General features: G+C 68.2%; 25 protein-coding genes. 14 read left to right on the top strand and 11 right to left on the bottom strand.

All coding sequences use genetic code 11. The features are described from left to right. The first annotated feature begins 53 nt into the window (after positions 1-53). The 3 genes from lepB (at position 54) to CLV54_RS06360 (ending at position 1,852) form a co-directional block, all read left to right on the top strand. Positions 54-806, top strand: coding sequence for a signal peptidase I (lepB, locus tag CLV54_RS06370; protein WP_100344091.1), 753 nt, complete (start codon positions 54-56; stop codon positions 804-806). Further along, positions 807-1,451, top strand: a complete 645-nt coding sequence (locus CLV54_RS06365) for a ribonuclease HII (RefSeq protein ID WP_100344090.1) — start codon at positions 807-809, stop codon at positions 1,449-1,451. It abuts the gene before it with no gap. A gap of 77 nt (positions 1,452-1,528) precedes the next feature. Then, positions 1,529-1,852, top strand: a complete 324-nt coding sequence (locus tag CLV54_RS06360; RefSeq protein WP_100344089.1) for a DUF2469 domain-containing protein — start codon at positions 1,529-1,531, stop codon at positions 1,850-1,852. On the opposite strand, the gene CLV54_RS06355 is transcribed toward CLV54_RS06360, so the two are convergent. Beyond that, a complete protein-coding gene (locus tag CLV54_RS06355; protein ID WP_157802839.1) occupies positions 1,735-2,487 on the bottom strand; it encodes a DedA family protein in 753 nt (250 codons plus the stop codon). The two genes, CLV54_RS06360 and CLV54_RS06355, sit on opposite strands and share 118 nt — an antisense overlap. Before the next feature lie 171 nt (positions 2,488-2,658). Continuing rightward, the gene (locus tag CLV54_RS06350) at positions 2,659-2,925 is read right to left on the bottom strand and encodes a hypothetical protein (protein WP_157802838.1); all 267 of its coding nucleotides are present in this window, start codon (positions 2,923-2,925) and stop codon (positions 2,659-2,661) included. Positions 2,926-3,424: 499 nt separating this feature from the next. Between CLV54_RS06350 and CLV54_RS06345 the strand changes: the two genes are divergently transcribed. From CLV54_RS06345 to CLV54_RS17425, 6 genes are read left to right on the top strand one after another with little or no spacing between them, the layout of a single operon-like run. Next, a complete protein-coding gene (locus tag CLV54_RS06345; protein WP_157802837.1) occupies positions 3,425-4,399 on the top strand; it encodes an ABC transporter substrate-binding protein in 975 nt (324 codons plus the stop codon). Next, on the top strand, positions 4,392-5,189 hold the full coding sequence (locus tag CLV54_RS06340; protein ID WP_100344086.1) for an ABC transporter permease: 798 nt from the start codon (positions 4,392-4,394) through the stop codon (positions 5,187-5,189). Before CLV54_RS06345 ends, CLV54_RS06340 begins: the two co-directional genes overlap by 8 nt. After that, entirely contained in the window at positions 5,186-5,995 is an 810-nt protein-coding gene (locus CLV54_RS06335; protein ID WP_100344085.1) for an ABC transporter ATP-binding protein, read from the top strand. The genes CLV54_RS06340 and CLV54_RS06335 overlap by 4 nt, the downstream gene beginning before the upstream one ends. Further along, on the top strand, positions 5,995-6,837 hold the full coding sequence (locus tag CLV54_RS06330) for an ABC transporter permease (protein ID WP_100344084.1): 843 nt from the start codon (positions 5,995-5,997) through the stop codon (positions 6,835-6,837). Before CLV54_RS06335 ends, CLV54_RS06330 begins: the two co-directional genes overlap by 1 nt. 7 nt (positions 6,838-6,844) lie before the next feature. Then, a complete protein-coding gene (locus CLV54_RS17430) occupies positions 6,845-8,320 on the top strand; it encodes a zinc-binding metallopeptidase family protein (protein ID WP_157802836.1) in 1,476 nt (491 codons plus the stop codon). A 20-nt stretch (positions 8,321-8,340) separates the two neighbouring features. Beyond that, the gene (locus CLV54_RS17425) at positions 8,341-9,309 is read left to right on the top strand and encodes an alpha/beta hydrolase (RefSeq protein WP_157802835.1); all 969 of its coding nucleotides are present in this window, start codon (positions 8,341-8,343) and stop codon (positions 9,307-9,309) included. 87 nt (positions 9,310-9,396) lie between these two features. Here the strand turns inward: CLV54_RS17425 and CLV54_RS06320 are convergent, their stop codons facing one another. Genes CLV54_RS06320 through CLV54_RS06305 form a run of 5 tightly spaced genes read right to left on the bottom strand, consistent with a single transcriptional unit; the run spans position 9,397 to position 14,972 of the window. Beyond that, entirely contained in the window at positions 9,397-10,929 is a 1,533-nt protein-coding gene (locus CLV54_RS06320; RefSeq protein WP_100344083.1) for an amidohydrolase family protein, read from the bottom strand. 33 nt (positions 10,930-10,962) lie between these two features. Then, on the bottom strand, positions 10,963-11,940 hold the full coding sequence (locus CLV54_RS06315; protein WP_157802834.1) for an ornithine cyclodeaminase family protein: 978 nt from the start codon (positions 11,938-11,940) through the stop codon (positions 10,963-10,965). A gap of 40 nt (positions 11,941-11,980) precedes the next feature. Next, complete coding sequence (locus CLV54_RS17420; protein WP_157802833.1) at positions 11,981-12,730, bottom strand: SDR family NAD(P)-dependent oxidoreductase; 750 nt, start codon at positions 12,728-12,730, stop codon at positions 11,981-11,983. Continuing rightward, positions 12,727-13,515 (bottom strand): maleate cis-trans isomerase family protein, encoded by a 789-nt coding sequence (locus tag CLV54_RS17415; protein WP_157802832.1) that lies wholly within the window; start codon positions 13,513-13,515, stop codon positions 12,727-12,729. The genes CLV54_RS17420 and CLV54_RS17415 overlap by 4 nt, the downstream gene beginning before the upstream one ends. 29 nt (positions 13,516-13,544) lie before the next feature. After that, on the bottom strand, positions 13,545-14,972 hold the full coding sequence (locus CLV54_RS06305; protein ID WP_100344081.1) for a UbiD family decarboxylase: 1,428 nt from the start codon (positions 14,970-14,972) through the stop codon (positions 13,545-13,547). A 197-nt stretch (positions 14,973-15,169) separates the two neighbouring features. Here CLV54_RS06305 and CLV54_RS06300 point away from each other — a divergent pair, with 197 nt between their 5' ends. Then, entirely contained in the window at positions 15,170-15,949 is a 780-nt protein-coding gene (locus CLV54_RS06300) for an IclR family transcriptional regulator (RefSeq protein ID WP_170061959.1), read from the top strand. After that, positions 15,946-16,554 carry a UbiX family flavin prenyltransferase gene (locus CLV54_RS06295; RefSeq protein ID WP_100344079.1) on the top strand — a complete coding sequence of 203 codons (609 nt, stop codon included), beginning with the start codon at positions 15,946-15,948 and terminating at the stop codon, positions 16,552-16,554. The genes CLV54_RS06300 and CLV54_RS06295 overlap by 4 nt, the downstream gene beginning before the upstream one ends. 42 nt (positions 16,555-16,596) lie before the next feature. Here CLV54_RS06295 and CLV54_RS06290 read toward each other — a convergent pair whose 3' ends face one another. Genes CLV54_RS06290 through CLV54_RS06275 form a run of 4 tightly spaced genes read right to left on the bottom strand, consistent with a single transcriptional unit; the run spans position 16,597 to position 20,223 of the window. Then, complete coding sequence (locus tag CLV54_RS06290; protein WP_100344078.1) at positions 16,597-17,874, bottom strand: dihydroorotase; 1,278 nt, start codon at positions 17,872-17,874, stop codon at positions 16,597-16,599. After that, positions 17,874-19,199, bottom strand: coding sequence for a Zn-dependent hydrolase (locus CLV54_RS06285; RefSeq protein WP_245861429.1), 1,326 nt, complete (start codon positions 19,197-19,199; stop codon positions 17,874-17,876). The genes CLV54_RS06290 and CLV54_RS06285 overlap by 1 nt, the downstream gene beginning before the upstream one ends. After that, complete coding sequence (locus CLV54_RS06280; RefSeq protein ID WP_100344077.1) at positions 19,196-19,663, bottom strand: hypothetical protein; 468 nt, start codon at positions 19,661-19,663, stop codon at positions 19,196-19,198. The genes CLV54_RS06285 and CLV54_RS06280 overlap by 4 nt, the downstream gene beginning before the upstream one ends. Beyond that, positions 19,660-20,223: a hypothetical protein gene (locus CLV54_RS06275; RefSeq protein ID WP_157802831.1), complete on the bottom strand. Its 564-nt coding sequence runs from the start codon at positions 20,221-20,223 to the stop codon at positions 19,660-19,662. The genes CLV54_RS06280 and CLV54_RS06275 overlap by 4 nt, the downstream gene beginning before the upstream one ends. Positions 20,224-20,483: 260 nt before the next feature. Between CLV54_RS06275 and CLV54_RS06270 the strand changes: the two genes are divergently transcribed. Genes CLV54_RS06270 through dprA form a run of 3 tightly spaced genes read left to right on the top strand, consistent with a single transcriptional unit; the run spans position 20,484 to position 23,604 of the window. After that, entirely contained in the window at positions 20,484-20,837 is a 354-nt protein-coding gene (locus CLV54_RS06270; protein WP_100344075.1) for a YraN family protein, read from the top strand. Further along, positions 20,837-22,372 (top strand): YifB family Mg chelatase-like AAA ATPase, encoded by a 1,536-nt coding sequence (locus tag CLV54_RS06265; protein ID WP_100344074.1) that lies wholly within the window; start codon positions 20,837-20,839, stop codon positions 22,370-22,372. Before CLV54_RS06270 ends, CLV54_RS06265 begins: the two co-directional genes overlap by 1 nt. Further along, a complete protein-coding gene (gene dprA, locus CLV54_RS06260; RefSeq protein ID WP_100344073.1) occupies positions 22,369-23,604 on the top strand; it encodes a DNA-processing protein DprA in 1,236 nt (411 codons plus the stop codon). The genes CLV54_RS06265 and dprA overlap by 4 nt, the downstream gene beginning before the upstream one ends. Positions 23,605-23,632 lie beyond the last annotated feature (28 nt).

Genomic DNA, 23,632 nt, shown 5'->3' with positions numbered 1-23,632 from the left:
AACGGAACTGAGCTCCCGACCCGATAAAGTGGGTCGGGAGCTCAGGCGGTTTAATGACAGACGAAACACTCACCACGCGATCAGATCGCCTGGAACCAGAAAAACGGAACAGCAAGAAACGTTCCGCTCTTCTGTTCCTTCGCGACGTCCTCATCATCTTCGTGGTCGCACTGCTGGTCTCGTTCCTCATCAAGACCTTCCTGATCCGGTCGTTCTTCATCCCCTCCGAGTCGATGGAGAACACGCTCGTCATCGACGACAGGATCATCGTCAACGAGCTCACGCCCGACCTCATCCCCATCTCGCACGGCGACGTCGTCGTCTTCAAAGACCCGGGCGGATGGCTCCGGCCGCAGCCCGAGCCCGACGTCAACCCGATCGCGGCGAGCGTCGACTGGCTGCTCTCCCTCGTGGGGCTCACGGCTCCCGACAGCAACGACCACCTCATCAAGCGGGTCATCGGCCTGCCCGGCGACCACGTCGTGTGCTGCAACGCGCTCGGGCAGATGAGCGTCAACGGCGTGCCGCTCAACGAGACGCCGTACGTGAACCTGCCGCCGGGTGACACGAAGGTCTCCAAAGACGACTTCGATGTGACCGTGCCGCCCGACTCGCTCTGGGTCATGGGAGACAACCGCTACAACTCGGCCGACTCGCGCTTCAACACCGACAAGCCCGGCAAGGGCTTCGTGCCGATCGACAACGTCGTGGGCCGCGCCCTCGTCGTCAGCTGGCCGCTCAGCCACTGGGCCTGGCTCGACAACTTCCCCGACGTCTTCCGCGGTGTCGAGGAGGGCACGGGCTAGATGACCCCGGTCTCGCCGACGCTCGACTACGAGCTCGAGCTCCTGGGATCCGGCGCCGTCACGGTCATCGGGGTCGACGAGGTCGGCCGCGGTGCCATCGCCGGGCCCGTCGCCGTGGGCATGTGCGTCGTCGACGCGACGGTCGGCCCGCTCCCCGAGGGCATCCGCGACTCCAAGCTCCTGAGCGAGAAACGCCGCGAGCAGCTCGCGCCGCTCGCGCGCTCCTGGGCGGTGTGGAGCGCCGTGGGCCTCGCCGCGCCCGCGGAGGTCGACGAGCTGGGCATCATCGCCTGCCTCGGCCTCGCGGGCAAGCGCGCGCTCCTGCAACTGCACGAGGCCGGTGCGCACGTCTCGTCCGCGACGATCCTGCTCGACGGCAACCACGACTGGCTGAACCCGGCCCTCGCCTCGCCCCTGCGGGTCGTCACCCGCGTGAAGGCCGACCGGGACTGCGGATCGGTGGCCGCGGCATCCGTCATCGCGAAGGTGCACCGCGACCGGATCATGATCGCCGAGCACGAGCGCCTGCCGCACTACGACTGGGCCGGCAACAAGGGCTACGGCAGCTCGTCGCACCTGGCCGCGATCGCCGAGCTCGGCTCGACCGAGCTGCACCGGCGCAGCTGGCTCGCGCCCACGACGTGATCCCGGATGCCGCTGCGAGCCCTCTTCCAGGGTGCGCCGTTCGCGGCGGCACCGTCTGGGCTTAGGATTGGTGGACGATGGACGAAGACGAGTTCGAGGACTACGACCGCGAGGTCGAGCTGGCCCTGTACCGCGAATACCGCGACGTGGTTTCACAATTCAAGTACGTGGTGGAGACCGAGCGACGGTTCTATCTCGCGAACGACGTGGAGCTCGTGCGCCGTGACACGCAGAACGACTTCTATTTCGAGCTGACGATGAACGACGTCTGGGTGTGGGATGTCTACCGCTCCGACAGGTTCGTCAAGTCGGTGCGCGTGCTGACGTTCAAAGACGTCAACGTCGAGGAGCTCTCGTCGAAGGAGTTCGAACTGCCCAAGGAGCTCGCGCTCGACGAGTAGTCGGCGCGCTCGGCGCGCTCGTTGTGCTGAGCCCGTGCCGCCCGGCGTGCGGAGACGGCTCGGCTGACGGCATCCACCGCATAGCCGATGGCTGCGGCGAGCACGATCGAGACGACGATCGCGAGCAGCGGCTGGTCGCCGAGCAGATGGCCGACGGCGACGCCGATGAAAGCCGAGTACAGCGCCCAGCTGATTCCCGCGACGATGCTCAACGACACGAAACGGCGTCGGGGGTACCGGGTCGCGCCGGCCGTCATGTTGACGGCGATGCGCCCGACGGGGATGTAGCGGGCGGTGACGATGAGCAGCGCGCCGCGCTGGTCGAGCCCTGCACGGGCCCAGGCGAAGGTCGAGGCGACGCGGGGGCGTCGCATCCAGGCGAATCGGGTCGTTCCGATGCCCCGGCCGATCGCGTAGGCGATGTTGTCGCCGATCGCGGCGCCGGCCGCGGCGAGTGCGATGACCAGCACGATGTTCGGCTGCCCGGCCGAGAGCGCGAGGGCGGCGAGTCCCACGACGACGGACTCGCTGGGGATCGGCGGGAAGAAGCCGTCGACGATGCAGACGAGCAGAACGGCGAGATAGACCCAGGGTGAGCCGGCGAGGCCCATGAGCAGATCGTTGATTGCTTCCATGCCTCAACGGTAGGAATCGGCCCCCGCGGCGCGCGTCCCTCGAAGGTCTGCGGCGTATGCGACGTGCGAGCCGTTTCCGTCGCCGGAGAACACTACTTTCGTCGGGGGTGCGGGATTCGGCGCCCCCGTACAGTGCGGGCGCCCGCGATTAGACGTGGCGGAACGCCGTGGTCAGTGGAACTCGCCGGTCTTGAAGAACAGCACGACGGCGACGAAGCGCTCGACGAGGAACCAGCCGATGGCCAGGAAGACCTTCTCGACAGGGCCCGGCAGATCGGGTTCGGCCCACTGCGTGACCGGCGCGGACTCGGCGGACGCCGGTCGTGCGGCGGGCGCGGGCGCAACAGCCGCGGCGACCCGGGGCGTCGACGGCGGTTGCGGGTTCGGGGTCTCGCGGCGGGTTTCCGGCCTGTCCAGCACGGCCACTGAGGTCGACACGATCGTTCCTCCGATCAACGGATGACCCGACCGACACGCCGTCAGCGGGTCCACGGCATCAGTGTATGGACGCGGCGTGTCGTGTTCCGGACGAAAACCGGCGCGAGCACCCTCTCGTCACGGAATGTTCACCTGGCGGGCGTCGGGGTCGGCGTCTGTTCGGCGGCCGGGACACATCCTGCGCGTCATCGTCGCCGAGAGCCCCGGACAGCTCTGAGCGCGCAACCCGATCCTGTTGTCGCCCTGTCACCCTGTCAGCCGCTTGTGTCGTCGTACTCGCGGCGAGCCGTGATGATCGGGTGTCTGGAGTGCCGTTCTGCCCCGCGGCCGGGTTTTGTTTCCGGAATGTTTCGATGCCGACGCTCCCTGTAAAAACCTTATTTCGAGGCCCGTCTCGCCTTGACATGGTCGTCCGTGTCGCGAAAGCTTCTACCACAGCCTGGAAATCACTTCCGAAATACGAAAGCAGGAATCACCTATGCGTAAGTTGCTTTTCGTCGTGAGCACAGCAGTCCTCGTCGCCGCAACACTCGCGGGTTGCAGCAGCCCGGACAGTTCTCCGACAAGCGGGAGCGGCGACTCTCCGGAGGGCAAGACCCTGACCCTCGCACATGAATCGCCCTGGAACATCGAGGGAACCCCCATGGAGTTCGCGGTCGAGAAGCTGAAAGAGGACGGCTACAACGTCGAGGTGACCTATTTCGACACTCCGGAGGCGTTGTCGCAAGCCGTCGCCAGCGGCGAGGTGGATGCCGGTGTCACCAGCGCGGGCACGGTCTTCTCCGCGATCGACGCCGGCGCCCCCCTCAAGAACTTCCTCGGCCTCTCGCGACCGAACTACGTCATGGTCGCCAAGAAGGACTTGGACACCTGCGAGTCGCTCGAGGGCAAGCGTCTGGCGATCCACAGCCAGGAAGGAACGACCGGGACTCTCACCGACAAATGGCTCTCGGAGGTCTGCCCCGACACCAAGCCGGACATCTTCGTGCTCCCCGGCTCGGAGAACCGCATCGCAGGGCTCATCGCCGATCAGGTCGACGCCTCTCCCGTGGATGTGATCAGCAGCATGCTTCTCATCGATCAGTACCCGGACGACTTCGGCCTGATCGACGGCTACGGCGACCCGGACGTCATGGCGGACTACCTCTTCGGCAACACCGACTTCCTGGCGAACGAGCCCGAGATGGCGCAGGATCTCGTCGACGCCTACATGGTGGGCTTCGACAAGGTCAACTCCGACCCGGAGGCCGCCGAGGATCTCGCGGTGTCGCTCCTGCCCGACCTCGATCCGGACATCGTCCGCGAGGCCGTCAAGTACTGGATCGACGAAGGCATGTGGTCTCCCGTCGACGGGATGGATGACGACGTCGTGCAGTCCACGATCGACCTGTACGCCTTGACGACGCCGTACACGAATGTCAAGAAGCCCGCCGATGTGATCGACGACCAGTTCATGAACTCCGTCAATGGCTGATTCTGCCAACGCAGACCTTCGCCGAAGTCGCCTCCGCACTCGCGGGGGTGACTTCGGCCTCAAGGTCGTTCTGCGGCTCTGCGTCCTCGTCGTGCTGCTCGTCGCATGGCAGCTCCTGGGCGACGACACCGCGAAGTTCCGGTTGCCGACCGTGACGAGAACACTGTCGTCGCTCTGGACGCTCACCGTCGACGGGTCCTTGCCCATCGCCCTTCTCGTCAGCAACCTGGCCATGATCATCGGCTACGCCGCCGCGGTGATCGTCGGGGTCTCGCTGGGAGTCGCCATGGGAACCCTGCGCACCTTCGGGCACGTCAGCCGCCCGTACCTGCTCATCATCATGGTGATCCCGCTCATCGCGATCCTGCCGGTCATCCAAGCGGTCCTGGGTCTGGGGCTGGTGACGAGGGCGGTCGTGGTCTTCCTCTTCGCGGTCGTCTACATCGCACTCAACACCGAGACGGGCCTGCTCGGCGTGCCCCGTCCGTTGGTCGAGATGGCGCGCAGCTACGGAAGCAGCCCGTGGCGAACCTTCCGCGAGGTGATGATCCCCTCGGCGAGGCCCGACATCATCGCGGGTCTGCGTCTGGGCCTCGGACGTGCCGTGGTCGGGATGGTTATCGCGGAGCTGTTCCTCGTGAGCCCCGGGATCGGAAGCCTGCTCTCGCTCTATCGCGGACGATTCGACACCGGCGCGGTGCTCGCGATCGTTCTCGTACTGATCTTGGAAGGAGTTCTCATCATGCAGCTCACGAGCCGATTCGAACCGAAGAGGAAGTCCCGATCATGACAACGCAGACGATTGCGAAGCCCGTCCCCGCGATCGAGGTCGCCGGAGTGACGAAGGACTACGCCGTGAGCGGCATGGAGCCCACCCGCGCGCTCGACGAGGTGAGCCTGGACATCCAACCCGGTGAGTTCGTCAGCCTGATCGGTCCGAGCGGATGCGGGAAGACCACGTTGTTGAGGATCATCGACGGCTTGGAGCCGACCACGTCCGGGCAGATCCTGATCGACGGCACGGTCACTGCCGCTCCTGGCCCCGAGCGGGCGATGGTGTTCCAGTCCTTCGCGCTCCTGCCCTGGCGCACCGTGCGGGAGAACATCGAGTTCGGCCTCAGCGTGCGCGGTGTCGCGAAGGGCGAGCGTGGTGAGATCGTCGACCGCTACGTGAGCATGATCGGCCTCAACGGCTTCGAGGACCGCTATCCCGATCAGCTCTCCGGGGGCATGCAGCAGCGGGTCGGGCTCGCGCGGGCTCTGGCGGTCAACCCGCAGATCCTGCTCATGGACGAGCCGTTCGGGGCTCTTGACGCGCAGACGCGGCATCTCCTGCAGCTCGATCTGGAGCGGATCTGGCAGGACGGCAAGAAGTCGGTCGTCTTCGTCACCCACGACATGGACGAGGCCGTCTTCCTCTCCGACCGGATCGTCATCATGAGCCCCCGACCTGGTCGGATCCAGGAGATCATCGAGGTCGACCTGCCTCGCCCGCGAAGCGACGATTCGCGTCGGGACCCCCGCTTCCTCGAGCTGAGCGCCTATGTGTGGGAACAGCTCAAATCGATGATCGTGCGAGACGGCGCTCAGGGCTGATGGCGAGCATCGAGCAGGCGACCGTCGGAGCCACATCCTTGGGGAGCGAGCCGGTACGAGCCCTCGGGCCGGGAGGGTTCGCCGCAGTCGTGCGGCGCATCCCCCGGTACTGGCTGTGGCAGGTGATCGCGCTCCTCTCGATCGCGATCGTCTGGCAGATCGCAGGGTTGGCCGCGAACTTCATCTATCTGCCTCCGCTCTCGGACGTGCTCGTCGCGCTCTGGGAGCTGATCGTGGACGGGACCATCTGGAATCAACTGGGCGTGAGCCTCTCCATGCTGGCGGCGGGCCTCTCGATCTCGATCGTCGGCGGGGTGCTCATCGGCGTGCTCATGGGCTTGTTCCGGCCGGTTCGTTACGCTCTGGACGTCTATGTCGACGCGATGATGGCCGCCCCCATGGTCGCCTTCGTGCCGCTGTTCATCATGCTCTTCGGCCTGGGCGCCGAGACCCGGCTGGCCGTCGTGATCCTCTTCGCGCTCTTCCCGATCATCGTGAACACGCAGGTCGGTGTCGAGGCGGCGGACAGACGGCTCATCGAGATGGGGAAGTCCTTCGGCGTCAGCCGGCTCCGTGCGGTGTTCGCCCTGCGCCTGCCGATGGCCTACCCGCAGATCAGGGCCGGCCTGCGGCTCGGCGTCTCCCGGGGCGTCGACGGCCTGATCACCGGCGAGGTCCTCATCTCGGTCGTGGGCCTGGGCGGCCTGGTCTCGAAATACGGCAACGGATTCACGATGGACCGTCTGTTCGCCGTCGCGATCGTCATCGTCGTGCTCGCTCTCGTGGCGGTGCAGCTCACCGACTTTGTCACGCGCATCGTCTTCGGTGTGCGGCGGAGGTGATCGTAGGGTGAGCACCGAATACGAGCAGTCGGCGGCATCCGCGATCGCCGCCGCCTGGATCGAGGCGAACCGAGGCCGTCTCGGCGCGGCGAGCGATCGGATCTGGGAGCTGGCCGAACCCGGGCTGTGCGAGGTCGAGTCCGCGGAGGTGCTCATCGCACTGCTCGCGGAGGCGGGATTCACGATCGACAGGGGAGCAGCCGGCTTCGAGAGCGGATTCGTCGCACGCTTCGGGACCACAGGACCGATCATCGGACTGTCGTGCGAATACGACGCGACCCCCGGCGAGCTCCAGGACGCGGTGCCCCATGCCGCCGATCGACCGGGGAGGACGGCCGGATTCACAGACCTTCACAACGGCATCGGCGTGGCCAGCGCGGGCGCGGCCTGCGCCATCGCGCGTGCGCTGTCGACGGGGGGCCTGCCGGGACGGATCGTCGTTCTCGGCACACCGGCGGAGAAGCTCTGCGTCGGCAAACCGTTCTTCGCCCGCGACGGCCATCTCGACGGTCTCGACGCCGTCGTCGCGTGGCATCCACGCAAATACTCCACCGTCGAATGGGATGACGGACCGGGCGTGCAGCTCGGCGCCGTCTTCGGGTTCGCCGGTCGGACCACCTACGCCGCTCGCCCCTGGGACGGCGTGAACGCCCTCGACGCGGTGGTTCTTATGGATGTGATCCTCAAATACATCAAAGATCGGCTTCCGGCCTCCATCCGGGCCTCGGTGTCGCGGATCATCGTCGATGGCGGGCTGCACCCCACCTCGGTTCCTGCGACGGCGCAGGCCTGGTACGTCCATCGCGCGGCGGACCTCGACGGGATACGCCAGGTCTCAGACCTCGTGACACGCGCGGCCGAGAGCGCGGCGCACGCCACGGGCGCGGTGATGACGCGTGACGTCGTCTCGGCGACCCGGCCGTGGCTGCCCAATCACGCCCTGGCCGAGTCGGCATGGAGAGGGCTGCAGGAGGCGGGCGCGCCGAGATTCTCGGAGGCCGCGAAGGCCTTCGGCCGCGAGGTGATGCGCAACGTCGGTCGCGAGGTGCTGGCCGAGCCGTTCGACGAGACCCTGACGGATCCGAGCGCACGCGCGGGACTGGACTTCGCCGGAGGCGCGGACGACGTCAACGAGTTCTGCTGGCACGCTCCGACCGCCCGCATCTACGTCGCCCACGGGCTCGTCGGCGACCACCTGCCGAACTGGGCCAGGAGCGCCTTCACCGGCATCGACGCCGCTCACTCCACCGTCATCACGGCGGCGAGGGCGATGGCGTTCACGGTCCTGCGTCTGCTGCAGAACCCCCACGAGCTGCAGGCGGCGGCGGCCGAGTTCCGCGACCGCATCGAGTCGGCGGGCCGGATTCCCGTGCAGCTTCCCGCCGACGCCCGTCCGCCGCTCGAGACGGTGGGCATGCCGCCGTTCGTCGCTCACCATCTTCTCCGCGCATCCGATGCGCGGCGTGGAGCCGACTCCCGATGAGAACCCATGAAAGGACGATCATGCTGATCGAAGACATCCCTGCGCCCCAGCCCTTGGACGAGGAGTCGCAGCGATTCCTCGCACTGCGGCGGGAAGCGAATCTGAAGGACGTGTACGAGGGGACCGTCGCCGAGGCCCGTGCCGGAAGGACGTCGTGGCGGACGGCCTTCAAGAAGAGCTCGCCGGAGGTGGCGATCGTTCGAGAGACGACGCTTCCCCGTCTCGCCGGCGACGGACCCGACATCCCGGCGCGGATCTATCGGGACACCGAGAGCGGCCTGCTGCCCTCGACCGTCTTCCTCCACGGCGGGGGATGGGTGCTCGGGGGATTGGACCACAGCGACGCGGTATGCCGCTGGATCGCGAAGCTCAGCGGCACGGCCGTGATCAACGTCGACTATCGTCGAGCCCCGGAGACGCGCTTCCCCGGCGCTCTCGACGACTCCTATTCCGTGACCCTCTGGGCATCGGCGGGCGACGACGATTTCGGCCTCGCGCCCCGCACCGCGGTCATGGGATGCAGCGCGGGAGGAAACCTCGCCGCGGCCGTCGCCCTGATGGCCCGAGATCGCCGTACGCCGGCGATCTCGGCGCAGGTACTGGTTTACCCGGTCGTCGACACCACGCAGTCGACAGAGTCCTTCCGCACCTACAGCGATGGCTACATCGGCTCGGTCAGGGAGAGCCAGTGGTACTGGACTCAGTACCTGGGGGAATCGCCGGTCGAGATCACGCCATATGCCGCCCCCTCGCTCGCATCCACCCTCGCCGGGCTCCCGACGGCGCTCGTGATGACGGCCGAGTACGACCAGTTGCGGGACGAGGGCGAGATCTACGCCCGCAGGCTCGCAGCGGACGGCGTCGACACCGAACTCGTCCGTTGCCCGGGAAGTGTGCACACCTTCTTCACGATGCCCGGTGTCTTTCCCCAGTCGGACATCGCCATCGCTCGCGCATCCGCGTTCCTCGCCAAGCACCTGGCGGCCTGATCCGCCACCGGCTCAGAGGAGGCAGGTCTCGGCCGATGCGGGTCGTGCGCTGGATCGATCGATCCAGCGCACGACCCGCATCGACGTTCATCGCCCTGTGAAGAGGCGGTTCGCTCCGACGTCCTCAGCCCAGGTGCGGTGGTGGGCCTCGAGCAGATATCCGCTCAGCCCGTCCGCGCGTTTCTTCACCTGCTCGAAATCCTTCTGGAACTCCGGGACGACCGAGGCGATCCGGGCGAGCAGATCCGCCGGGTCGATCGTCTGGAGCACTCCGGCTCTGATCACGATCCGTCCGTCGACGACGACGTCGGTGACGCCGCGGCCCGACTCCGTGTAGACGAGTTGGCGCACGGCGCTGTTGAGCGGCACGAAGGTCGGATCGGTCAGATCCATCAGCACGACGTCGCCGCGGTAGCCCGGCGCCAGACGACCGAGGTCCTCCTCGCGGTCGAGCGCGTGGGCGCCTCCGGCCGTCGCCGCATGGAACGCGCGATCGGCCTGGTTGGGTCCGGGATCCGGATTGCTGATCGCGGCGACCAAGGCGAAGAGCTTCATGGCCTGGAACATGTTCTGGGCATCGCTGCACGAGCAGTTGTCACAGCCGAGCCCGAAGCTCACTCCGGCCTCCTCGAGCGCGTGGATGGGCGGGATCCCGCTTTTGAGCTTGAGGTTGCTGAGCGGGTTGAGCACGACGTTCGTTCCCGTCTCCGCGAGCAGTTCGATCTCGTCGGGGAGGAGCCACACGCTGTGGGCGAGGTTGACCCGAGGACCGATCATGCCCTCCTCCTGCAGCCGGCGGATGAGCGAGCCCGCGTATTGGGGGTACTCGCGTCTGGCCTGCAGGGCCATGCCCTTGGACTCGTAGATATGGGTGAAGATCTGCAGGTCGTACTTCTCCGCGAGCGCCATCGTGCGCTGGAGAAGCCCGGTCGAGCAGCGCTCCGGGGCCGACGGGCCGAGCGCCCAGGTGACGCGCTCGCGCGCCGGACCCTGCAGATAGTGCTCCTCCAGATACGACAGCTGGTCGATGTCGGCGTCGGGCTCTGCGGCGGTGGAGAGCGAGCCGTGCAACTCCTCGGGGAAGACGTCCTCCCAGAAGGGGATTGTGGAGATGCCCTTCTTGTCGGCGTACTGGAGCCCGACGACCGCGCGGATCCCGATCTCCTCGTAGGCCTCCACAACGGCTTCGAGATGTTCGGGATCGAAGGGGAACAGGGTGACCATGTCCTGCACGGTCGTCATGCCCGAGCGGAGGCATTCGTAGGCGCCGAGAAGCGTGCGCGCCTTCACCTCCTCGCGGGAGCGCTTCGGGTATTGCGGAGGCAGAGCCATCAGGCGCCAGTACTCGAGAGGCTCCTCCTCCAGGGTTCCCTTCGCGAGGGTGTCGTGCGAGTGGTAGTGGGAGTTGATCATTCCGGGGATCACGAGCTTGTCGGTCGCGTCGAGGATCTCGGTGGCCTCATCGCGAACGGCGACGAGGTCGGTGCCGATCTCGGTGATGACGCCGTCGACGATGAGAACGTCTGCGATCTCGGGGACATCGTCGACGCCGACCCCCCGCAGGATGGAGCCGTTGGCGATCAGAAGGCGTCGGTGGCCTTCGTGCTGAGGTGACGTCATTGCTGTCCTTTCCAGGTCGTCGGCTGACGGAGTTCAGCCGTGGATGTCGAACGTCCGGGTTCCGCGCGCAACCGCTGCGCGGGCCACCGAGCGTGCCGAGTAGATGTCCGCCGCCGCGAATCCCACGCTTTTGAACACGTTGATCCCGCCGGCGCCGGTGCCGGCCGGCTCCTGGAGCAGCTCGCCGAGCTCGATGATGCTCGTCCGAGCCAGGCTCCCGCTCTCGAGGGCGGCGGTGATGTCTGCGGCGTGCAGAGCGCCGACGACGGTGTCGACGACGACCCGCTTCGCTCGTGCGACGATCGGCATCTCGATCTCCGCCGCGTCGGGGGTGTGGCTGCCGACACCGCAGACGAGGACGTCGGGCCCGATCCAGTCGTCCATGATGACAGGAGTGGCTGATGTCGTCGCGGCGACGACGACCCCTGCGCCCGCGCAGGCCGATCGCACCGAGTCGACGGCGATGACCTCGACGTCCCGGCTCGGGTGCGCGATGGAGATCTCTCGGCGCAGCGCGGAGGCGAAATCGTTCCGGCGGTCCGGGTTCCTGGAGGCGATTCGGATCGTCGTGAGCGTGTCGAGGGCGTGTACGAGTGCGAGCGCCTGGGTTCGAGCCTGCGCGCCGGCCCCGATGATCGCCGCGACGGAGGTGGCGGGCGGAGCCAGCCGGGCGGCCGCCAGACCCGTCATGGCGCCCGTGCGGAGATCGGTGATGACGCTGCCGTCCATGACGACCTCGCCCAGTTCGGGGTCGACGAGCACGATCAGGGCGGCGGAGGAGGGGAGGGAGTCGCCGCCGGAGGAGTACCAGATCTTCGAGCCGAAAGTCGTCCCGTCGACGACGCCCGGCATAACGAGCACCTCGGCGTCGGCGCCGGGAACCCGGAATCCGGCGCGGGCGGGTACATCCGTCGTTCCGCGCGTCTGCGCTATCGCGGCCTCGGCCACCGACTCGAAGGCCTGCGACATGCCGTAGAGCCGTTCCACCTCGGTGGCGTCGATCAGCAGCACGATGGAGCTCCTCTCGTTCGTCCGGCTCCGATCGCGTTCATCACCACAGGGTCTGCCCTCCATCGATCATGAGAGAGGCTCCCACGACGAAGGAAGCCTCGTCCGAGGCGAGGAAGACGACGGCGCCCACCACCTCGGAGGTCTCGCCGTAGCGGCCGGCCGGAATGGATGCCGTCCGTTTCCGTCTGAACTCCGGCGCCGTCACGTACTCCCGATTGAGATCGGTCACGAAGGTGCCGGGCGCGATGCTGTTGACACGCACTCCGTGGGGCGCGAGCTCGAGCGCCATCGAGCGCGTGAGCGCGGCGATCCCGCCCTTCGATGACGCGTATGCCAGACTTCCCGGCCACGACTGCACCTGTCGTGTCGACGACACATTGACGATGGCTCCGCCGTGGTGGGCCACCATGTGGCGTGCGGCGGCCTGCCCGACCAGGAAATACCCGGTCAGATTGACGTCGATGACGTTCCGCCACTCGTCCTCCGAGAGGTCGAGGAAGGCGGTCGTGCTCATGATCCCGGCGTTGTTGACCAGGAGGTCGAGGCCGCCCAGCGCTTTCACCGCCTGACCGACGATGGACCGCGCTCCACCGGGTGCTGCGATGTCGCCTGTCACGATCTCGGCATCCCCGCCCTCGCGCCGGATGGCATCGTACAGCTCCTCGACGTCGTCGCGTCTGCGGTCGTGCAGCGCGACGCTCGCCCCCTCCTGCGCGAGTCCCGTCGCGATCGCGCTGCCGAGGCCGCCTCCGGCTCCGGTCACGAGGGCCGCGCGTCCCTGAAGTCTCACTCCGTCGATCCGGTCGTGGTGAGCCTGGCCACTCGGGATCCCGGCGCCTCCGGTATGTCGGCGTCGGCGAGTCGTCCGAGCGCACTCAGATCGATGGACAGGCCGAGACGCCGGAGACACCACCACACGATCGCCTGGTTGCTGCTGAGCACCGGCTTCCCCAGCTCCTCTTCGAGCGGACTGAGGATGCGCAGGGTGGCCAGATTCGTCGACACGATGAGCACGGCGTCGGCATCGCCGTGGGCGAGCTGCCTCGCCATGGCGTGGACCTCGGCCGGGGCCTGGCGGTTGGTCAGGAACCAGACCCGCGGGTCGTCCGTCTCCAGGCTGAAGTCGCGATGGGTGGCCGCCACCACGGTCAACCCGTTCTCGGCGAGGACGTCCTCCAGATCCGTTCCGGAACGCACGGAGTACGGCGAGACCACGGCTACCTGCACAAGCTCCATGCTCTCGCACGCTCTGAGCAGGGCCTCGGTCGCCGTGATCACCGGAAGCCCGCATTCCTCGGCGATGAGAGCGGACAGGGATGCACGCGAGGTCCGGCCGCCGTTGAAGCTCGTCTCGGCGCAGGCGTAGACGACCACATCGAGTCCCATCTCGGTGATCGACCCCGCGAGCTCGATCGCCTGACGACGCATCTCCTCGGGGTCGGTCGCGGTCAGGCGCAAGACGTGGAAGCTCACCCCCGGCAGGCCCAGCTCATTCAGCTCCGGCTCCATGAGCACGTTGTCGGAGGGCAGGATCAGCCCGATGCGGGCGTGCCAGCCATATGGTGCTTGGTTCATGCGGTGATCTCCAGAAGCCGTCGCCGCGCTCAGGCGCGGGGTCCGTCGAGGTATGCGGCACCGTGCGAGACGGACCAGTCCGAGTCGTCCAGCAATGCTCGCAGCGACCAGCCGTCGTCGCCGATGATCCGAGGGGGCTCGTACATCCGGCGTTCGTGCCCCAGAGGGGCGGTCGCATCGATGCCCATCTTGGCGCTGGTGCGGGCCGCCGGCGCCGACGGGTCGAGGGTCGGGCTGTAGAGACCGGGCACGACGACGACGTCGCGGTCGGGCTGCATACGAGTGTTGACCGCCCATTCGACCTGCTGCAGGTCGTAGGGGTCGATGTCGTCATCGACGACGACGACGAGCTTCGCGCCCAGCGTGCTGGCCATGAGTCCGAGCATGACGTTGCGAGGCTCCGCGGGATGCCGTTTCTTGAGGGAGACGATCACGTGATGGCGGGATGCCCCTCCCGGGGTGATGTGCACGGACCTGATCTCCGGCGTGATCCTCAGCGCCTCGCGGTAGGCGAGGGCCGTCGCGCTCGGCTGCATCATCCAATGGTTCTCGGTCATCGGCGTGCCGGTGAGAGTGTTCTGGTAGATCGCACCCCTGCGGTGGGTGATGGCGGTGATCTCCATGACCGGGGCCGGCTTCGCCTCACTGTATGTGCCGGGGTACTCGCCGAAGGGGCCGTCGTCTTCCAGACGCCCCGGAACGATGAAGCCTTCGATGACGATCTCGGCCGTCGCGGGCACTCTCACATCGATGGTGGTGCATCGCACCATCTCGAGAGCCTCGCCGCGCATGCCTCCGGCGATGGCGAACTCGTCGACACCGTACGGCGCTCGGGCCTGCGACGCGATCTGCGTCACGGGATCGGCCCCGATCACGACGGCGATCTCGGCTCGCTCGCCACGTTCGTGCCAGCGCTCGATGATCGTTCGCAGATGACGGCCGAGCGGTGCGAAGACGGTCAGGTGGTTGCGGTCGAGCGGCAGCTGGCGATGGATCGACACGTTGCCCACGCCGGTGTCGGGATCGTGCGCGACCTGGAGGCCCGCCGTGAGATAGCGGCCGCCGTCGAGCTCGAAATGGCGCAGGAGCGGGAGGGACAGGATGTCGATGTCCTCACCCGTGAGAACGATCTCCTGGCAGGGCGCCGGGGAGGTCGTCAGCTCGGGCTCGATGAGCTTGCTCTCCAACTCGCCGAAATGGCGCAGGAGGTAGTCGTAGTCCTGGCCGAGTGCCAGCGCCACTCGACGAGATGCGCCGAAGAGCCCGCTGAGGCAGGAGAACGAGCTGTCCCGCATGTTCTCGAACAGCAGTGCGGGACCCTCGATGTCGGAGCTCTGCCGGGTGAGGCCGACAGCCTGGTACTCCCAGTCGACCGGATCGGAGATGCGGAGCAGATCACCGCGAAGCTCCAGCGCGTCGAGGAATTGACGCAGATCGTGCCAGGCGGTTGTCCTCATCGAATCTCACATTCGTATTATGGAAGTCATTTCCGTATAATTGAAGTAATTAAACCACAGGCCCAACCGTCCTTGTCAAGCATGGGATGACGAAGTGGTCCAAGTTCCCCGAGTTCCCGAATCAGAGCACAAACTTCCGTAAGGTGGTATTCGGCGGCTCCCTCGGGCGGCGAACCCGAAGACAGGAGGAGGAATCGATGAACGTCGTCGTTCGCACACTCAACGCATTGGCCCTCATCGTGGAGGCTCAACAAGGAGTCTCGCTGACGGTGGCGAGCGAGAAGCTCGGTTACCCGCTCGCGACGATGCATCGCATCCTCAAAGTCCTGACCGACGAGCAGTTCATCCGGCGTGATCCGGTGTCTCTCGAATACTTCCCCGGACGCCGCCTCCAACGGATGTCGTCGCTCGCTCGCAGGGAGACGCTCGCCGCCACCGCCGAGATCAACGTGCGGGCTCTCAGCGAGAAGTTCAACGAGACCGTGATGCTGACGCAGCTGATCGACGGGCGCGCCGTCTGCGTGGCGCTGGCCGAGAGCCGTCGGCCCCTCCACCTCTCCGTGTCGGTCGGCCAGGCCGTGCCCCTCCACGCCGCGGCATCCGCGCGGGTTCTCTACAGCGACTTCGACGACGATTCGGTCAGGTCTCTCTTGAAGGGTCACCCCTTCGTTCAGCTCATGCCGAAGACGCCGTCGAGCGTCGACGACGTCATCGCTCATCTAGAGAACATCCGGTCGTTCGGGTACGACGTCTGTGACAACGAGTTCGATTTCGACATCTGGGCCGCGGCGGCGCCCATTCGCGACGCCTCGGGTGCGATCGTCGCCGGCATCACGCTGACGACTCCTCAGGAGCGCAGTCAGCCGGAGCAGTTGCGGCACCAGATCGTCGGCGCGGTGGTCGCAGCGGCCGAGGACATCAGCGTGGCGATCGGCGGCGCGCCGTCTCGACTGTCGCCCTCGGGGGCGTCCGCGTGACCCTCCCTGCGCAACGGAGGAGGGTCGTCGTCGGTATCACGGGTGCCTCGGGCGCCGTCTACGGTATCCGGACACTGCAGATCTGCCGTGAGATCGACGACGTCGAGGTCCATCTCGTCATCAGCAGGGGCTCGCGATCGACCATTCATGCCGAGACGGGGATGAGTGTTTCCGCCGTCGCGGATCTGGCCGACGTCGTCTACTCCAACGACGACCTGGGCGCGGCCATCTCGAGCGGTTCCTTCACCACCGCGGGGATGATCGTCGCGCCCTGCTCGATCAAGACCCTTTCGGCCATCGCGAACTCGTATGCGGACGGCCTCATCTCGCGAAGCGCCGACGTCGCGCTCAAGGAGCGGCGGCCTCTTGTGCTCATGGTCCGCGAGACGCCGCTTCATCGAGGCCATCTGCGGCTGCTCTCCCTGGCGGCGGATTCGGGCGCCGTCATCTACCCGCCCGTCCCGAGCTTCTACACGCGCCCCGGATCCCTCGACGAGATGGTGGATCACACGTGCCGTCGCGCCCTGCAGCAGCTCGGCGTGACCACACCCGAGATGGCTGTCTGGCGGGGCATGGACGCGGGCGGCGGCTTCCCCGGCGCATGAGGCCGTGGCACGGTCATCGATCCGCCGCCGGCGCACGGCCCTCTAGCGACCGTGCGTGACCCGGCCCCCGAGCACGGTCGCGACCACCCGATGCCGAACAGCGAGGCCGTCGAACGGCATGTTGGTCGAGCGGCTCAGCATCTGCGACGCGTCGAACTGCCACGGTCCGCCCTCCTCCACAACGCAGAAGTTCGCAGCGGCTCCGGGCTCCCACTCCGTGCCGGCATGTGTGAGGCCGCCGATGCGAGCGGGCGTCACCGACATGACCCGTGTCAGATGCGCCCAGTCGACGGCTCCGGTGCGAGCGTCGGTGAGCACGGAGGCCACCACCGGGAGCGCCGTCTCGATCGTGGTCAAACCGGATGCGGCCGTCTGCCAGGGCCGCTCCTTGGCCGCCGCCGGGTGGGGGGCGTGATCGGTGCCGATGGCGTCGATCGTGCCGTCGCGGAGCGCCTCTCGCATCGCCAGGACGTCGTCGCGGGAGCGCAGGGGCGGGTTGACCTTGAGCGCCGGGCCACGGGCGACCGCATCCTCGTCGGTGAGCATCAGATGGTGAGGGGTCACCTCGGCGGTGACGGGGGCGCCTACGGACTTCGCCCAGCGGATGAGGTCGGCCGTGCGGCGGGTGGAGACGTGGCAGATGTGGAGCCGTCCGCCGGTCGCCCGTGCCAGGGCGATGTCGCGGGCGACGACGGCCTCCTCACCCGCGGACGGCCATCCGGCGCATCCGGCCGACTCTGCGACACGGTCGTTGATCACCCCGTCGCCGACGATCCGTCCGCTCTGGGCGTGCTGAGCGAAGACCCCGCCCGTCTCGGCGAGCACCGAGAGCAGATCGTGCACCAGCCCCTCGTCGTCGACGCAGTGTCCGTCGTCCGAGAAGACGGTGACGCCCGCCGAGCGGAGGGACACGACATCCACCAGCGTGTCTCCCTGCTGGCCGAGGGTCGCGGCGGCGACGGGATGCACGATGGCACTCGCGCCGTGTGCGCGGCGACGCACGTCCTCGATCCGCTCCACGGTGTCGGTCACGGGAATGGTGTTGGGCATCGCGAAGACCTCCGTGTAGCCGCCACCCGCCGCCGCCCTCGTCCCGCTCGCGATCGTCTCGGCGGTCTCTCCGCCCGGCTCGCGGAGATGGGTGTGGAGGTCGACGAGACCGGGCAGGAGCACGTAGGGGGTCGAGTCGACGCCGCTCGAGACGCGCACGGCCACGATGAGCCCTGCGTCGATGTCGATGTCGACCGGGCGCGGATCATCGCCTCTCCGCACGCCCGTGATGGTGAACGGGCCTGAGGTTCCCAGGGAAGGGATGGTCATCACGAAGCCTCTCCGTCGTCCGCGGCACCTGCGTCGATCCCGGCGAGCGCTCTGATCAGCACCGCGGTGCCGGCTGCGATGTCCTCGGAGGAGCTCCACTCCGCGGGCACATGGCTCAGGCCTCCGCGGCTGGGGATGAAGATCATCCCCGTCGGCGTCACGCGGCTGATCTGCTGAGCGTCGTGGCTCGCACCGCTCGGCATCATCCGGTAACGCAGTCCCTGCGTGTGCGCCGCGTCCGCGATCCGCTCGACGAGCGACAGGGGGAGCACGACGGGAGAGGTGTCGCCGATCGTCTCGATCTCGATCTCGACGCCGCGTGCTGCGGATATCGAGGTGAACGAGCGGATCAGCTCCGACATGGTCTCGCGCTGCCGCTGGCTGTCGAAGTCCCTGATGTCGACGGTGAAGACGACGCGTCCGGGGATCGTGGTGATGGAGCCCGGCGAGACGTCGAGGCGCCCGACGGTGATGCGCGTGCCGCGGTGGAACGGGTCGGTGGCCAGCTGCTCGGAGCGCAGAACGCATTCCGACGCGGCGACGAGCGCGTCCCGCCTCAGATGCATGGGTGTCGCGCCGGTGTGGGTGGCCGTTCCCGTCACGCTCACCATGAGCCGGCTGCTGCCCGAGATGATGTCGACCGCTCCGATGCGCGCGCCGTTCGTCTCGAGCACGTTCCCCTGTTCGATATGGAGCTCGATGAACGCGGCCCAGTCGCCGCTGCGCCAGCGGGCCGAAGCCGCCGCGTCCGGCTGCAGGCCGACGCGGGCCATGGCGGCTTCGATACTGATGCCGTCCTTGTCGACGAGGGTTGCGAGGTCGGCGGACGTCGTCAGTCCCGCAGCAACCCTGCTGCCGTTGCACGCCTGTCCGAAGCGAGCCCCTTCCTCCGCCGCGAAGACGACGAAACGCCAGGGGCGACGGCGCTGCATCCCGGATTCGACCATGACTCGTGCCGTCTCGATCGCCGCGGAGACACCGGCGATGCCGTCGAAACGTCCTCCGGAGGGAACGGAGTCCAGATGCGAGCCGGTGCCGACGGCCGCCGTCCTGCCGGGCGAGCCGCCCGGGAGCTCGGCGATCGAGTTGCCGACCGCGTCGACCGTCACCGTGAGACCGAGTCGTGACATCTCTTCGGCGAACAGGCGATGGGCCTCGCGCTCGAGCTCGGTGTAGGCCAGACGGGTCACACCGGCGCCGGGCTCGGTGATCCGAGCGAAATCCTCGATCGAGCGGGCGATGGCGCTCGGATCGATGAGCGCGATCGCCGCGGACTCCGCCGATGTTCGAGCGTCCGGCACGAGGCCGGGTGCCGAGGAGTTCACGACTCACCGAGCGTGAGGTACGGGATGTCCGTCGGGATCAGATCGGGTCGCCGCTCCCCGGGAAGGAGGGAGACGATGCCGACGACGGTCTTCTGCTGGGTTCGGAGCAGGGAGAAGAGACGCCCGACGGGCACGTACCGGGTCCAGGAGGTCGCGATCATCGCCACTCTGGTCGCCGTCGGCTCGAGCGCGGGACGGAGGCTGAGCAGACCGAGATCGTCGTCTGCGCGGCTCACCGGCAGGCTCAGCGCGAGTGCGACGGCATGGGCGATGAGGACCTCGTCCTCGCTCAACCAGCAGATGATCGCGTCGGGCTCGTGCTCTCGGAGCAGCTCGGCGATGTCCCTTCCGAGCTCGTCGAGCATACGCGGGGATGTCGCGGTGTCGATCCACTGCGTGTCGCCATCCGACCTGGTGAGCTCCGCCAGGCGCTCTCGTGTGTTCTCGGAAACCGTGTCGCTCATGTCTCTTCCTTCCGGGGCGTGATGTGCTGCGCGTCGTCGAGGGCGAACAGCGATCCGGGGTCGTGGGCGCCTCGCGCATTCGCCGTCGAGTGCGGAACGAGAACGACCTGCCGACCCGAGACGACCACGTCGCTCTCGACGAGGTGGGATCGCACATCGTCGTACGCCTCGTCGAACAGACTCAGGATCGCGATCGTCTCACTCGGGCGGACGCGGCCGAACACCGTGAGGCTCGGGCCATCGTCGGCGGCTGACGGCCCGTCGTGCGCTATGGCGACGAAGGGAAGGCCGGATGCAAGGGATACGGCGCACCCGAGAACGGCGGCTCCGGCGCCGATCGCCACGACCCGGTCCGTCTCGGGTGAGATCCCCGTCGCCAGCAGCCCGGCGAGTCTGCGCAGCACCCCGGGCCGTGTCAGCCAATCTGCGGCGATCGATTCAGGATCAGCGGCCGCCCCTCGAGAGGCCGAGAGATCGTCGGCGAGCTCTCGAAGCTTGCGGGCGCGGTCCGCTTCCCCCGATCCTCTGGGGTGGGTGCCGTGCGCCGCCGGGTCGCTCATCAGGGGCGGTTCCCGACCGTGAGAGGGCTGGTGTCACGGAGAATATTCCGTAGAATGAAAATTGCATCCATAGTACGGTAATAGTAGCTCGCATCGGCGTGCGAGGGAAGACCGTGATCGTCGGCACGTGCGTTCATTCGCGGTGGCCGGGGTGATGATGCTCCCTGCACAGTTGGGGCAGCGTTCCGATACTCCACCGCGAACGTGCATGCGCCCGTGCAGGCCATCGCCCGCGGGCATGCTCGATCGCGGAGGTCGACGTGGCAGCGAAAGACGAATTGGGCAGGCGGGGCGAAGAGCTCGCGGGGGAGTACCTGGCTGAGCGGGGGTACACGATCCGCGATCGCAACTGGCGGTGCGCGCTCGGCGAGATCGACATCGTCGCCGAGCGCGCAGGCGTGACGGTCGTCGTCGAGGTCAAGACGCGGACGAGCGTCGACTTCGGGCATCCCTTCGCCGCGATCACGCCGGTCAAGGTCGCTCGGCTGCGACGGCTCGCCGCCGCATGGTGCGATGCTCACGGCGGGCCCCGGCCGCTGCGCGTCGACGCGGTCGCGATCGTCGCGCCCCGCAACGCGCGACCGGTCATCGAGCATCTCGAGGGGATCTCCTGATGTCGCTCGGCCGTACGCTCAGCGTCGCGCTCGTGGGCATGACGGGCTTCGTCGTCGAGGTCGAGGCCGATCTGTCGAGCAACCTGCCGGGTTTCACCCTCATCGGCCTGCCCGACACCTCGCTCTCGGAGTCGCGCGAGCGCGTTCGCGCGGCGGCCAAGAACTCCGGGTGCGATCTTCCCGGGCGCAAGATCACGGTCAACCTGTCGCCGGCCGCGCTGCCCAAGTACGGGTCGGGCTTCGATCTCTCGATCGCGCTCGCGAGCCTGGCGGCGGCGGGCACGGTGTCGGCCGAGTCGGTAGCGCGGGTCGTGCACCTCGGCGAGCTGGGACTCGACGGCAGGCTGCGCCCGGTGCCCGGCATCCTGCCTGCCGTCGTCGCCGCATCCCGGGCCGGGGTCGCGACGATCATGGTCCCGAGCGCCAACGCCGACGAGGCGAGCCTCGTGCAGGGAATCCGCGTCGTTCCGGTCGCGAGCCTGCTCGAGGCCGTCATCTGGCACGGCGGGGAGTTCGAGCCGGTTCCGGTCGAGCCGGTGCGGCTCGAGACGGTGCGCGACGACGGCGCGCAGCCGCTCGAGCTCGCCGACGTCGTGGGCAACGACGACGCCGTCGAGGCTCTTCTCGCCGCTGCGGCCGGAGGCCACCACGTGTCGATGATCGGCCCGCCGGGCGCGGGCAAGACCATGCTCGCCGCGCGCCTGCCCGGCATCCTGCCCGACCTCGGCGAGCAGCAGGCTCTCGAGGTGACGATCCTTCGCTCGCTCGCGGGAGGCGCGGTGGGCTCGGCCCTCGTCGTGCGACCGCCGTGGGAGAGCCCGCACCACACCGCCACCGCTGCGGCGATGGTCGGCGGCGGCAGCGGCAGGATCCGACCCGGTGCGGCGGCACGGGCCTCGCACGGAGTGCTCTTCCTCGACGAGGCCCCCGAATTCCAGCCCGCCGTGCTCGACTGCCTGCGCCAGCCGCTCGAGTCGGGCACGATCACCATCGACAGGGCCAACGCCACCGCGCGGTTTCCCGGATCGTTCCAGCTCGTCCTCGCTGCGAACCCCTGCCCGTGCGGGCAGTACGGCTCGCCCGACTCGGAGTGCAGCTGCGCGCCGATGTCGCGCCGCCGGTACTTCGGCCGGATCTCGGGCCCCCTGCTCGACCGCATCGACATCCACCTGCAGCTCCGGCGGATCTCGGCGACGCAGCTCCGGGTCTCGACCGAGCAGGCGCGGCTGACGACCCTCGACGCGCGCGCCCGGGTTCGAACCGCCCGCGACCAGGCCGCAGAGCGCCTCGCGAGCACCCCGTGGAGCCTCAACTCGCAGGTGCCCGGTCCGTGGCTGCGGGGCAGGCAGATGGTGCTGCCGCCCGGCACGACGACCGCCCTCGACCGCGCTCTCGAACGCGGTGCGCTCACGATGCGCGGCTACGACCGCGTTCTCAAGGTCGCCTGGACCTTGAGCGATCTCGACGGCGCGCAACGCCCGGGCGGCGACCACATCGGCCGCGCCCTGTACCTCAGGAAGGGGATCGCACCATGACCGTGTTCGCGCTCGAGGATCGGCTCGTCGCCTCCCTCGCCCGGGGTGTCCGGCAACGGGACGACGGCGACGGGGATGCCGCCGCGCCGGAGGAGGTCTTCGCTCGCGCCGCCTGGACGAGCATCGCCGAACCGGGAGACGCCGCCGCAGCTCTGCTCATCGACGGTCTGGGGGCGGGCGCCGCGCTCGAGGCGATCGTCTCGGGCCGTTCGGCGACGGCGATCGCAGAAGAGCTGGCGTCGCAGACGCACGTCGACATCACGGCCGTCACTCCGGCGATCGGGCAGGGGCTCGAGCGCTGGCGCCCACGACTCGTCTCGGCTCAGGTGGTCCGCTCTCTCGAGCAGGCGGCCCGATCGGGTGTCTTCCTCGCGCTCCGGGGCGACGAGAGCTGGCCGCACGGGCTCGACGATCTGGGGCCGCATGCCCCGCTCGCGCTCTGGCGGCGCGGCGCGGTCGGTCTGGGGGAGAGGGCGCGGTCGATCGCCCTCGTCGGAGCCCGTGCCGCGAGCGGCTACGGCGAGCACGTCACCATGGAGGCCGCGGCGGGCCTCGTCGACCGCGGATTCGTCATCGTCTCGGGCGCCGCCTACGGCATCGACGGCATGGCGCACCGGGCGGCGCTCGCGAGCGACGGCACAACGGTCGCCTTTCTCGCGGGCGGCCTCGATCGCTACTACCCGAGCGGGCACGACGCCCTCATCACCCGGATCGCGGAGACGGGCGCCGTCTTCTCGGAGCTGCCGTGCGGCGCCCCGCCCACCCGGTGGAGGTTTCTGCAGAGAAACAGGATCATCGCCGCGGCATCCCGCGCGACGGTCGTGCTCGAAGCGGGCCGACGCTCGGGCTCGCTCAACACGGCCGGTCACGCGGCGGCCCTCGGCAGGCCTCTCGGCTCCGTTCCGGGGCCCGTCACGAGCGCGACGTCGGCCGGGTGCCACCGTCTCATCCGCGAGTTCGACGCCGTCTGCGTCACGGATGCCGCTGAGATGGCCGAGCTCGTGACCGGCCTGCTCCCCGAGCCCCCCGCCGCCCGCGACCGCCGTTCGGGCGAAGAGCAGCGTGTTCTCGACGCCCTCTCGACCCGCACGGCTCGCACGGCGGACGACCTCGCTCGGCGTTCCGGGCTCTCGCCCTCGTCCGTGCGGGCGACCCTCGGCCTGCTCGGCATCGAGGGTCTGATCCGCGAACGGCCCGACGGCTGGGTCTCGGCGACCGGATCGCCGAGATGAGCGGCGACCACCCTCGAACAGGGGTATC

Origin of the sequence: Compostimonas suwonensis, assembly GCF_002797855.1 — a bacterium.
Lineage (GTDB): Bacteria > Actinomycetota > Actinomycetes > Actinomycetales > Microbacteriaceae > Compostimonas > Compostimonas suwonensis.
This window is presented reverse-complemented; position numbering and strand designations above follow the sequence as displayed.